11 protein-coding genes are annotated in these 11595 nt (G+C 38.2%); 4 read left to right on the top strand and 7 right to left on the bottom strand.

Going from position 1 to position 11595, the window contains the following annotated elements:
- The first annotated feature begins 16 nt into the window (after positions 1-16).
- Positions 17-1585: an ATP-binding response regulator gene (locus tag FM038_RS11360; RefSeq protein ID WP_142871170.1), complete on the top strand. Its 1569-nt coding sequence runs from the start codon at positions 17-19 to the stop codon at positions 1583-1585.
- Between the two features lie 249 nt (positions 1586-1834).
- On the opposite strand, the gene FM038_RS11355 is transcribed toward FM038_RS11360, so the two are convergent.
- The 6 genes from FM038_RS11355 to FM038_RS11330 all read right to left on the bottom strand — a co-directional run bounded on the left by FM038_RS11355 (position 1835) and on the right by FM038_RS11330 (position 7790).
- Positions 1835-2815, bottom strand: coding sequence for a transposase (locus tag FM038_RS11355; RefSeq protein WP_142871171.1), 981 nt, complete (start codon positions 2813-2815; stop codon positions 1835-1837).
- Between the two features lie 384 nt (positions 2816-3199).
- Positions 3200-4750, bottom strand: a complete 1551-nt coding sequence (locus FM038_RS11350; protein ID WP_195873258.1) for an ATP-dependent nuclease — start codon at positions 4748-4750, stop codon at positions 3200-3202.
- Positions 4751-5245: 495 nt separating this feature from the next.
- Positions 5246-5872 (bottom strand): hypothetical protein, encoded by a 627-nt coding sequence (locus tag FM038_RS11345; protein ID WP_195873257.1) that lies wholly within the window; start codon positions 5870-5872, stop codon positions 5246-5248.
- 175 nt (positions 5873-6047) lie between these two features.
- Positions 6048-6404, bottom strand: coding sequence for a Cif family virulence factor (locus FM038_RS11340; protein ID WP_142871174.1), 357 nt, complete (start codon positions 6402-6404; stop codon positions 6048-6050).
- A 117-nt stretch (positions 6405-6521) separates the two neighbouring features.
- Complete coding sequence (locus FM038_RS11335) at positions 6522-7370, bottom strand: hypothetical protein (protein ID WP_142871175.1); 849 nt, start codon at positions 7368-7370, stop codon at positions 6522-6524.
- A 117-nt stretch (positions 7371-7487) separates the two neighbouring features.
- Positions 7488-7790, bottom strand: coding sequence for a hypothetical protein (locus tag FM038_RS11330; RefSeq protein WP_142871176.1), 303 nt, complete (start codon positions 7788-7790; stop codon positions 7488-7490).
- Positions 7791-8128: 338 nt separating this feature from the next.
- Between FM038_RS11330 and FM038_RS11325 the strand changes: the two genes are divergently transcribed.
- From FM038_RS11325 to FM038_RS11315, 3 genes are all read left to right on the top strand, one after another.
- Positions 8129-8344, top strand: coding sequence for a site-specific integrase (locus tag FM038_RS11325; protein ID WP_199242738.1), 216 nt, complete (start codon positions 8129-8131; stop codon positions 8342-8344).
- 16 nt (positions 8345-8360) lie between these two features.
- Positions 8361-9429, top strand: a protein-coding gene (locus FM038_RS11320; protein ID WP_419555628.1) for an IS630 family transposase whose coding sequence is annotated in 2 segments (ribosomal slippage) — positions 8361-8849 and positions 8851-9429 — 1068 coding nt in all. Because the reading frame shifts where the segments join, the coding sequence is not laid out codon by codon here.
- Position 9430: 1 nt separating this feature from the next.
- The gene (locus FM038_RS11315; protein ID WP_142871178.1) at positions 9431-10201 is read left to right on the top strand and encodes an integron integrase; all 771 of its coding nucleotides are present in this window, start codon (positions 9431-9433) and stop codon (positions 10199-10201) included.
- Between the two features lie 117 nt (positions 10202-10318).
- On the opposite strand, the gene FM038_RS11310 is transcribed toward FM038_RS11315, so the two are convergent.
- Positions 10319-11584 carry a RidA family protein gene (locus FM038_RS11310; protein ID WP_142871179.1) on the bottom strand — a complete coding sequence of 422 codons (1266 nt, stop codon included), beginning with the start codon at positions 11582-11584 and terminating at the stop codon, positions 10319-10321.
- Positions 11585-11595 lie beyond the last annotated feature (11 nt).

Genomic DNA, 11595 nt, shown 5'->3' with positions numbered 1-11595 from the left:
TTACACCGGAGGTAGGATGAAGTCCATATCGGTATTGGTCGTCGATTCAACCGATAACATTCGTAATGTGATTGTTAGAATGCTGCGTGATCTGCACTTTGTGAACATTTTCCAAGCCGTTAATGGCCTGGATGCCTTAAAAATTATTGATGAAAACAACATAGAGCTGATTATTTCTGAATGGATGTTAGCCAAGATCAGTGGCAGGGAGTTATTGCAGACCGTGAGGAGCCACCCCAAAATGGCCACGATTCCCTTCATTGTCTGTAGCTCTACTGTTAATCAGGCCACGGTAGTTGAAGCGCTCAAATGCGGGGTATCGCAATTTATTGCCAAGCCGTTTAGTTTCAAGGTGTTTAGAGAAAAACTAGCCTTATCTCAAGAAAAGCCCTTACACCGTATGTTGTATCATGAGGTGACCAACAGACAAGATGCGCTTGTGCAGCCTACTGCAACAACGGTAAGCTCCGAGCCGTCCAGCAGCTTAGTTACACCACAACAAAGGCAAGACTTCTGCGTGCTAATTGTTGATGATGAGGTCAACAATATTGAAGTAGCCTCTAAATGCATAAAATCAATCACTCGAGTACAAGTGGCGTTAAGTGGTGAAAAAGCAATGCAACTTTGTAAGCAGTCTGCTCCAGATTTAATCTTACTCGATATCATGATGCCTAACATGGATGGCTATCAAGTTTATGAGCAACTTCAGCAAGATATTGCCTTATGCGATATTCCGGTCATATTTCTTAGTGCCAAATCGGACGATGAAGATGTCATTCACGGGCTAGAGCTCGGCGTTGCTGATTACGTGACCAAGCCCTTTAATATGAAAATATTAAAAATGCGCGTCCAAAATCAGCTCAATGCAGTTAAACACAGCAAGGCATTAGAATATCAGGTCAATGAGCAAATCAGATTGTTCACGTTAAAAGAAAATATTGAACGGATCATTTTTAACTACTTTACTGGCCCGCTAGCCCAAATAGATGAGACCTTAGAGCGGATCAATCAGCGGGTGTTATCATCAAAACAATTAAAGTTTGAGATGGATAATATTGGCTTTGCCAGCCAGAAACTGAGCCAAGTCATCAACGGACTCAATACGATTTTGAAACTGGAAGAAGGAACGTTTATCCCTGAAAAAACACCGATTGGTTTACATGAGATAATCAGCGATATTCAGCAGCTGTTCACCAGAGAACAGATTAAAAAGTCGATACAGGTGGATAATTTAGTCAGTAATCACACGCAAGTAATTGGTGATAAACTGCTGTTTACGACCATGTTTTCTGAGTTATATAGCAATGCGCTAGAAGCGAGTCCTCGGGGAACCAAGGTGATATTTTTTGAAACCATATTGGACGACAGTGTTGAAATTACTCTTTTCAGTGCAAGCACTGTTCATGAAACGATTAAGGATTCTTTTTTTGAAAAATATGTCACTTATGGAAAGCCATTAGGGACTGGTTTAGGGACTTACGCAGCCAAACTCATCACTGAAGCTTGTCACGGCAGCATCACCTTAGACTGTAAAACGAACGAAACAAGAGTCAATATTATACTTCCAAAATCACTCGAAGATTGATTTTATCCAACAACTTTATCGTTAAGAACAGCATCAAGAACCAGCCATTCTTAATCAATAACATATGAAGTCTTTGGCAAGTTATCAATATTCCACTTGCCCGTAAATCCAATAACTGGGGGGAAATCCTAACTTACACTAGCAAATATGAATAAAATGAGAATTTGAGAGTAAATATGTGAAAATCTAGGCAGGACTTATTCGTTCTTTATAAAAAAGAGCCAGGTTTAACAGAGAGAGTGAGTAAAATTACCAGCCAGTTTGAAGGTACTGACAATCTTTAGAAAAATGTCGTCGGCGTTTACCTAAATGGTCACAATAATTAGTCAGCTCTTGTAATGTACCTACCGGTCCATGGAAGATCTTGCCGAAATCAGAGGTGACTTTTATCCAATTTTCACTGGAAATATTTAGCCGGCTTAATATCTTAGATGCCTTCAAAGAGATAGCCCCACGCTTATCATCACGAAGAACTCTCCCTGTTTCATCCACCAATTCAAGATAGTCCTTCAGCGCGAAGTGAATTCCTTTAGGTTGATTAAGGCACTCACTGCCAATAAAAGGCAATAGCTTTACTGGTTGTTTTCCATTCAAGGCCGATTTTATTCTAAGCTGAATACTTGTATGGTCTGATTGCTCTGGCGTATCAGCCATTTTTGCGCGTACGGGGTTGAGGTCTACGTAAGCCATGCAGGCCAAAACTGCCGCTTCATCTAATAATGCTTGGCTTTTAAAGCGCCCTTCCCAAAAACGACCGGTACACTTATCTTCTTTGTTTGCCATGCGGGCAATAGGTTCGTTAAGTGCTCTCATAAACCAGCTTATATCACTGAGTCGACTTCGATATAGAGCAATAGAGTGCTTTAATTTTTTGACTTCGAAGCTTTCTATCACCTCACCTTTCACAAACTTTTGTGTGATTTCAGTCCCTAAAAATATTTGATGCCAGTGCTCAACCACTTCTTTGTCAGTCCAACGATTAGATTCATAAATATCAACACTAAGAACAACATGCAGGTGATTAGACATCACGGCATAGGCGGCCACATCTATAGCGAACACCACAGCTAATTTCAGTAGCTGAGATTCTACCCACTCTCGTCTATGGTCATAGTTTTTTCCTGTGAGCTCATCATCTCCCAGCAGCATTGCACGCCTGGATACACGAGAACAGCAGTGGTACATAGACGTGTCTTCTAAACTCACTTGGCTTCTTCTTGGACGGGGCATAGCAACCTCTCACTTAACCTCTTTAGTAAAGAGTAGTAAGAGGCATCAATATGTGCCATTTATTGTGGGTGGCACTGTTAATTTGTAAAGAGTAGTAAGAGGCATCAATATGTGCCATTTATTGTGGGTGGCACTGTTAATTATTAAGTTTAAAATTGATTTTCGTTGAACTGCCTCTAAACGCCCAATTAGATGTTTATAAAATTTAACTGCGAATAAACATGTATAAAAATAAACTAGAAATAGAGCTACAAAAATTACAATATTCATCAGAACCATTCTTGGCATATAACGCCAGCTTAAGCGGACAAAAATTGTTGGCTATAATTGTGAAGCGAAACGTAACCAACTGTTTTTTTGTTCCGTTTAAAGCTCTTGTTATGTTTAATTGCGTGCATTAGTAATAAAGTTGTATATTGCTGTGATTTCCTTTTTTAATTCAGGAGTGTAAAGTGCTTTATTTTTACAATTTTCTATATACTTTTTTGCTACTTTAACTTTATCCGCAGTTCTCGTTTTACTATCCTTTTTGATTAAATATTTCAAAACATTGGACCATTTATCAGTATCTATTTGTTCGTAAAAATGAGGGTGAACACTAGCGATTGAACGTTTTAATACATCAGAGTTTAAGTAGTTTTCAATTTCTCTACCTCCAGTAATCCAGACCTTTGCACTCCCATCACGACAACTATTAATAATTCTTTTTTTTGTATCGTTCAACTCGTCATTTTCATTTTTTCTATCACTATCCATTACAATAATAGAATTTATATTTATTTTTAACATTGAAATCATATCATCACCATTATCGTTTAAATCGAAATGACTCAATATTCGTCCACCATAGAACATGAAACTATAGTCAACTCCTTCAATTAATTTATCATCGAAACTTGAAAGCCAATGTTTGATATAGATTCTATCAGAAGGTCCCTCAACCCAAACAACACAATTTGTTTGAAAAACATCGGATGCTTTGTAGCCTAAATCATCTAGTAAGATTTTTTCATTATCAAGAATATCGACTGTTTTTCCTTGAGTATGATAAATACTAACTTGATCGCTAAAGCTTGCATTTATCATAGCTGGTGAATGAGTGCTTAATAATATTTGGAGTTCATTATCAATAGATATCTCTTCAATTCTCTTAAGTAATAGTCTCTGCAATCTAGGATGAAGATTAACTTCTGGCTCTTCTAGTAAACAAACACTCCCTTTCTTGCAATCTCTTAAATATGAAGTAATTTCGGCATATGCTCTCCATCCAGAAGGAAACCAAGAAAGAGGTAAGTTATTAGACATAGATTTATCTTCTTCGAACCAACTCTCAATGAAGCCGTCTTTAGCAGCGATTAGGTTATTGGAATTTACAGGTATTGATTTCTTTAAAGAACCATCTTCATTGATTTTTCTGTTATAGGAGCCATTTAGCTTATTCTCTATTTTATTTAACTCTTCAATATAGTACTTGTTTGCTTTTTCTAACGATGGTGTACAACAAGGTCTATAGTATATTTCGTTAGTAAGTCTGAAGTTAACTCCTTTAAGTATATTGTTGTTCTTATCAACATTAAACTTGCTAATATCACCTAAAAAAAGCTGAGTATTAGAATCTTCAATCCTGCAAGATAAGTATTTAGTCAAACAAAGATCTACATCACTAGGGCCCGCCATACTTACAAATTTACTTCCACTATCATCAAACTTAACTAAGTAAAATGGAGGTGCTCCTGATAAAGGGTTTTCTTTTGCTAAACTTGGAATAACAGACAAATCTGATAAGCTACGAACCATATCTATTATCGTTGACTTTCCCGAGCCATTTTCACCTATAAAAACGTTAATTGTATTTAATTCAATTTGTCTAAAATCATTCGAGTAATCAACATTCAATCTTCTGATGGAGCTAAATAATATTTCTGTTATCCTCATTTTTCACCCAAACCAATAATTTAAACATAACGCCCCCATAAGCCGTGAGCAATGCTGGCACAATTTGTTGCGCCTTTTTTCTCTAGCAACCAATGTGATAGCGTTGCGAATCGTGACTTTATGGGCTTGTTATAAGCCTAGTTACAAGCAAGTTTTGTCAAATAAAGACGCTCATCAATTTAACTAGAGCAACAAACATGAGAGTGGTTGCTACAGCCTTTGGTAATCTTGGGTGTTTTTCTTTCGCCCAATTTAATGATGGTGAAGTCTTGGATATCGGTAAGTATCCGCCAAAATGCAATGCTCCAAGCACGCATATGCCAATTACAACAAAACTATCTGTTGGTTCTGAGAACACTTAATACTCCGTGGCTTATAACGCCCAATTAAGGTGTGAGCAACGCCACCACGAAACCTAACCATGCCACCGAAAACACAACACCCAACGATGGAATGAAAAATGCCATGCGTTGGGAATCACTCTTAAATTGTTTGTTATATGATTGATAACACCAATCTTATTTTGTCTATACTAATATAAATAAATGAAATTGCAGAAAAAGCTATACAAACGACGCATAAGATTCTCGGGATGACACGAGAGTAATTTGCCACATCATACACTAGCCAAAACGATGGCTCTGTTTTTGACCCCCACAAATTGGCACCTAGAGCATGTTCAACACCAGACTCATTCAAAGTGTGGATTCTGTTATCAAACTTCTTTATATATGAAGAGATACCACCTTTCTTTGACCAAAAAGGAATAAGTTCATGCGCTACTTTCTGTAAATATCCACCTTTTCGCCCTGACTTTTTGAAATCTTCAAAATCAACATACTCTTTCAAGAATGGTGGTGAGAATGCCGAATATATTATTTTAGCGATTGAAATCGTTAATGCTGAGAAATAAAGTACCCACCATTTAAACGGGAGAGTCATGTTAAGTGTATACAATTCTTCATTAATACTAATAGAAATTTGGTCTGGGATATCCTTCATAAAAAGAGCAATAATGGGCATTAATACAAAGAATAAAAATGCCAAATTCCATATTTTGTGATCTACAATTTTTGCTATCGAGTTCCAATTTGGAACCCAACCTCTTATAGCATTGAACAATTTAATATCCTCTATACTTAAATTTTAATGATGGTACTAAAAATCATATAACGCCTTGCTCAGCGGCGAGTTAAACTGGCGATTTTTTTGCCGGTTTTTTGGCAAAAAAAGTGACAGTTTGACGAGTCCGACTGCAGCAACTTGTTAACTGTAGCCTGCTCAATGCATGATTCCGCTAAAATGAATAGCACGATACAGACCTAATGACTTTATTCCTTTGATCAAACTCAAAAAGCTCAGCAGTCTCTCCGCCTCTAGCATTTTGATAATACAAGGTTAAGCAGTTTACACCCAATAACACCCGATTCAACTTAAATTCCAGCAACGGATTATTCGTTAGGCCAATAAGAAAGTATTCTTTTAACTTTTCTCGATCATAGATAATTCCATCAGGATCAGAATATCTTTCAACGACTAGCGGCGATTTAAACTCTAACTGTTCTGCATAATGGGAGATGATTTTATCAATATCATGAGAATTCCACGATTCAACCCAATCATCGGAAAATTTCTTTGCAAATTCAATATCCATACGATCTCCCTATTCTCAATGACAGTTAACGCCTAATTAACAGGCTTAAAATTGTTTGCTAAAATGTTTGAGGGACGAAAAACAGCAAACTGTTTTAAGTCCTTGTTTAATTTATTGTTATGTTTTGATGCTCACATTGTAAGTTTTATCATTTACTGAAGCTTCATAGCGAGTTGGTTCATCTTCTGTTTTTAATACGATTAACGCAGAAAAATAAACACTTAGAAGAGCTAATAAAATCAAGATGCTCTTTTTATAAGAGTCTTCTATAGAGACCTGTTTGTTATACCCTTTCAAAACTTTTTTATAATTACCTAAAGTTATATATGACATATTACCTAGATCTCTAACAAATAAAAATGGATCAGTTTTTTGCGTTACAAATAATGCTTCATCTGTATAGAGTTCCAAGAAAAGTTCCATTTGCTTTACCGTTAACTCAACTTTTTTATCGGAACTCATATTTTCTTCATATTTAAATGACGAAACCAGTTCAGGTAAAAATGTTTCAAGTCTTTTTTCTCGCTCATCAAACTCTTGCAGTAATGTGTCAAATTCCTGAACATCGCTAGAAACTTTTGACATATCTGGTACGTGCTGTAGACCCTTTTCATTTAGCTGAACTATGTCACCTAATAAGTTAATTGAAACCTTGCTTTTAAATTTAAGCACCCTCATAAGTTCTTTGATTAAAAAGTGGTATTCATGGATGTCGAGAAAAAAGCTTGAGTCGACGACCCTTTTACCCTCAAAAGAAAGTAATCTATTAACAACTTCACTAGAACGAAGATTATTAAATTTTTTATGAACCTCTTCATTCCAGTAATTTAGTTGGAAGTCGTACTCGTATGCTTTATCTTGCTTAGACTTTCCGGCATCTGACCATGCAAAAGTTTGTACGAATGTAATCAACAACCCCGTAAAAATAATGAGTAATGTTAAAAGCGATTTTTTTCCTATAGTCAAAACTCTTCCTCTTAGATAAAAACATAACGCCGCCAACAACCGTGGAGTAGTTGGCGCGATTTGTTGCGACCTTTGCAAGAAACACGACAGCTGACGGAGTCGGCTTGCTTGGCCTTGTTAGGTAAGCTTTTGACCACAACTTTTACATTCCTCAATTTTCCAACCTGAGCCAGCTAATTTAGTACAGGCAGGGCATTTTGAATTTTTATGCGTAAGGAATATAAATACCATACCTACAGCTTGAAGCAGTAATGCAAAAAGTTGTAGATATATCGAAAATAAAGAGGACTGTGCAAACATGTCTGCTATTGGCTCTTTATAATATTGAATTAAGAGTGCTGGCACCCACAAAATCAAAGCTAATACGGTGTACTTTACTCGATTCTTTTTTTGCTGACTAAATGTTTCAATGATGTCCATATGCCTACCTAACATTTGTATATACGGCTTGCGCGTTTTGCCAAGCCCTCTTGGGAAAGCGTGCACTCAATTTATTAATAAAAGCCTATTAAAAACAATTCAATAACTAAACAAAACTCAAATTGTATCCAATACACTCTCGGCCAAAACAGGCAAGCACACTTTTCTTGCCTGTTAACTCGAATTTTCAAGACCGCAAACTTTCATACTACTGAATTTACACAACTTATTTGCATCCTACAATAGCAAACCGTGATTAGAACAATATAGATACCTTGATTTCTTTTGAAAACCAATAATACTGTATAAACATACAGTGAAATGCATAGGGTAAGGGAATGAAGCATTCAAGTCCTTTTTTAGAGTCGGTTCGACAAGATATTCGGCTACGAGGTTACAGCCTACGTACCGAGAAAGCTTACCTATACTGGATCAAACGTTACATTCTATTCCATCAAAAGGCTCATCCAGAAACACTCTCCTCTGATGACGTAAAAGACTTTTTGAGTTGGTTGGCTAATAGTCAAAATGTAGCTATTAATACCAATCAGTAATGAGTTGTGATCTAATATGGTCACCATCAATAACTCGTACCTTGCTTTGAAAAACTACACAGCAGAAGAGATCTTGGCTTTATCTAGAGCTGAAAAAGATCCCCGTAAACGTATCCGATTACTGGCAGTATCTCTATTTCTAGAAGGTCATAATCGAACGGAAGTTACCAAGAGACTTAAAGTAGCCCGTGCCAGTGTAAATGCATGGGTCTCAAAGTATCTTACTTACGGGCTCAAGGGGTTGGACGCCAAAAGAAATAAAGGGCGAGATAGCTACCTCACTACAAAGCAAAAGCAACAACTAATTGAATATATAGAAGCACAAAGCGTGAGAGCTTCTGGAGGTCGGTTGACAGGGGATGCGATCTTAAAATATATCCAGCTGCACTTTAATGTTGATTACCATCCGAATGCAATTTATAAGCTACTGGATACGTTGAGGTTTAGCTGGATAACCAGTCGTTCTATGCACCCAAAGCAATCAGCTGAAGCCCAAATGGCTTTTAAAAAAGTTCCAACTGGAAACGATCCTTAACATTCCTGGTAGTGTAGGCCTCGATCGGGTCGACATTTGGTTTCAGGATGAAGCTCGTTTTGGACAACAAAACACAACGACTCGATTGTGGGCGAGAAAAGGAACGCGTCCTAGAGCGGTTCGTCAGCAGCAATTTGAGTATGTTCATTTCTTTGGTGCAGTTTGTCCTGAAACTGGAGAAACAGAGGCAATAATTGCTCCCTATTTAAGTAAAGACATCATGCGTCAGCACCTATCGCTGATAGCCAAAAGAACTAAGCCTGGTCGGCACGCTGTAGTTGTAATGGATGGTGCTGGTTGGCATACCAATGATATAGCTGATGAGTTTATCAACCTCAGCATTATAAAATTCCCCCCGTACTCACCAGAGCTAAACCCGATAGAACAAGTCTGGAGTTGGTTACGACAACACCATCTTGCTAATCGCAGCTTCAAAGGTTACGAGGATATAGTGGATGCCTGTTCAATTGCTTGGAATAACTTTATCAGTGACTCAAATAGGGTTATCTCGTTATGCCGAAGGGAGTGGGCAATAATGACTAAATATTAAGATGGAATGGTATAATACTCAAAAGGTTGCGCTAAATTCATTAGCCTTTCTATACCAACAGTATCTTAAAGTTGAGCTAGGAGATTTAGGTTTTACTTTGGCCACAAAGCAACGGACGCTACCTGTAGTCTTATCACCTAAAGAGGTTTCTCTGATATTGGCGAATATGAATGGAACAGCAAAACTGGTCGTAGAGATGCTCTATGGTAGCGGTATGCGGGTTAATGAATGTTTGAGATTAAGACTTCAAGATATCAATATAGATAACCTCTCTTTGACGATTCGAGATGGTAAAGGAAACAAGGATAGACAGACATTATTAAGTCAATCATGTTGCAGTAAACTAATTAGTTTCATCGATAAATCGATAAAACTACAGGAGAAAGATAATAGTAACGGCTTTGGCCCATCACTGCCCTATTCTTTAGGAAAAAAGTACCCTAATGCTTTCCGTCAACCTGCTTGGATGTTTCTATTTCCCTCCATTAATATCTGTGAACACCCAGTGACTAAAGTACTCTGTCGCCACCATCGCCATGACAGCACAATACGCAAGGCACTACAAAAGTCAGTTAAGGTGAGCCAAATAATGAAAAAAGTTAACTGTCATACTTTTAGGCACTCGTTTGCCACTCACCTTTTACAAACAGGTACTGACATAAGAACTGTTCAAGAGTTACTTGGTCACAATGATATTAATACCACTCAGATATATACCCATGTATTAGGCCAACATTATGCAGGAACCGTTAGCCCACTGGATACTCTGTAAGCAGATAGCAAGCTCTACAAAAAAGATCAATTATGCCAATAGCGAAAAACTCACTCCGGTTAATGGCCGAAGTGAGCAACATATTTTGATGGTACTGCTTTATTTTAAACTAGTGTTTTATACTAGCGGCGGTGTACCTTCTGCATTAGAGAAGATTGCATCAATCTGCACTAGCGCATCCATTGGGATCGCTGAAACACCTATGATTGTTGTTGCAGGTAGCTCGCCTTTGAAGAAAGTTTTCATTACTGCATTTACAGCATCAAGATCTGCAATATCTTTAAGTTGAATATTAAGTTTAACCGCATCGTCCATGTCATGATCGATACTTTCTACGATTGCCTTAATATTGTTAAGACACTGCGCAGCCTGCTCTTTGATACCCACAGCGACAACTTTACCCACTTTCGCATCTATTGGCAGTTGAGCGGATATGTTGTTGTAATGAGAAAATGCGACGGTTTGTGTCGCTAGCGGACATTTTGGTGCTTTGTCTGTGTTGTTTGGCTCGATAATAAGTCCATGTCTGTCTTCAACCGCTTGTGGCGGCGTACCATCACCGTGTGACACGGTAGCATCAATTTGTACTAAGGCATCCATAGGTAAACCTGCCGCGACAACGACTGAACGTGCAGGGAAGTACGCTAAGGTTCTGGCGATAGATGAGTCAGGGAAGAATGTTGTATACACTTCATTGACGGCGTCAAGATCGGCGAGGTTTTTAAGGTGGATATTGATTTTTACAATATCATCAAAAGGCACAGTGATGCTTTCTAGGATGGCTTTAAGATTGGCTAGACACTGTTTTGTCTGCTCTTTTACACCGCCAGCGACTATGTTGCCAGATTTTGGCTCGACGGGCAGTTGCGCAGAGATATGGCTGTAATGAGAGAAAGCGACAGATTGAGTCGATACTGCACTGATTGGTGCAGTATCGGTATTTCTAACCAATTTAACCAGCGGGCATGCTTCTTGTGGAGGCGTGCCTTCACCGTTTGAAAGTGCGGCATCCATCTGAACCAAGGCACCATCCATAGGTAGCGCTGCAACGGCGAGAACTGTCTGTGTAGGAAGGTAGCTCTGGAAGAAAGAGGCATAAACTTCGTTTACAGCGTCAAGATCTGAGATATTTTTAAGGTATACATTGATGCGAACCACATCGTGCATCGCATGGGCGGTACTTTCTACGATGGCTTTAATATTTGCCAAACATTGTTTTGCCTGCTCTGCCACACCACCCGCTACAATCTCACCTGTTTTTGCATCTACTGGTAACTGAGCTGAAATATTATTGTAATGGGAAAAAGCCACGCTTTGAGTCGATGCAGCGCTTTGTGGTGCATTTTCTGTGTTTCTTGACAATTTTACAATCTTGTTAGTCATTTCGGTATTTT

It is taken from the genome of Shewanella eurypsychrophilus, from assembly GCF_007004545.3.
GTDB lineage: Bacteria > Pseudomonadota > Gammaproteobacteria > Enterobacterales > Shewanellaceae > Shewanella > Shewanella eurypsychrophilus.
The sequence above is the reverse complement of the archived record's forward strand: the minus strand, read 5'-3'. Positions and strand labels throughout refer to the sequence as shown.

Excerpts from the sequence above, each read along its gene's own strand:
- FM038_RS11360 (WP_142871170.1), top strand. The coding sequence starts at position 17 with ATGAAGTCCATATCGGTATTGGTCGTCGATTCAACCGATAACATTCGT.
- FM038_RS11355 (WP_142871171.1), bottom strand. The coding sequence starts at position 2,815 with ATGCCCCGTCCAAGAAGAAGCCAAGTGAGTTTAGAAGACACGTCTATG.
- FM038_RS11350 (WP_195873258.1), bottom strand. The coding sequence starts at position 4,750 with ATGAGGATAACAGAAATATTATTTAGCTCCATCAGAAGATTGAATGTT.
- FM038_RS11340 (WP_142871174.1), bottom strand. The coding sequence starts at position 6,404 with ATGGATATTGAATTTGCAAAGAAATTTTCCGATGATTGGGTTGAATCG.
- FM038_RS11330 (WP_142871176.1), bottom strand. The coding sequence starts at position 7,790 with ATGGACATCATTGAAACATTTAGTCAGCAAAAAAAGAATCGAGTAAAG.
- FM038_RS11325 (WP_199242738.1), top strand. The coding sequence starts at position 8,129 with ATGAAGCATTCAAGTCCTTTTTTAGAGTCGGTTCGACAAGATATTCGG.
- FM038_RS11315 (WP_142871178.1), top strand. The coding sequence starts at position 9,431 with ATGGAATGGTATAATACTCAAAAGGTTGCGCTAAATTCATTAGCCTTT.
- FM038_RS11310 (WP_142871179.1), bottom strand. The coding sequence starts at position 11,584 with ATGACTAACAAGATTGTAAAATTGTCAAGAAACACAGAAAATGCACCA.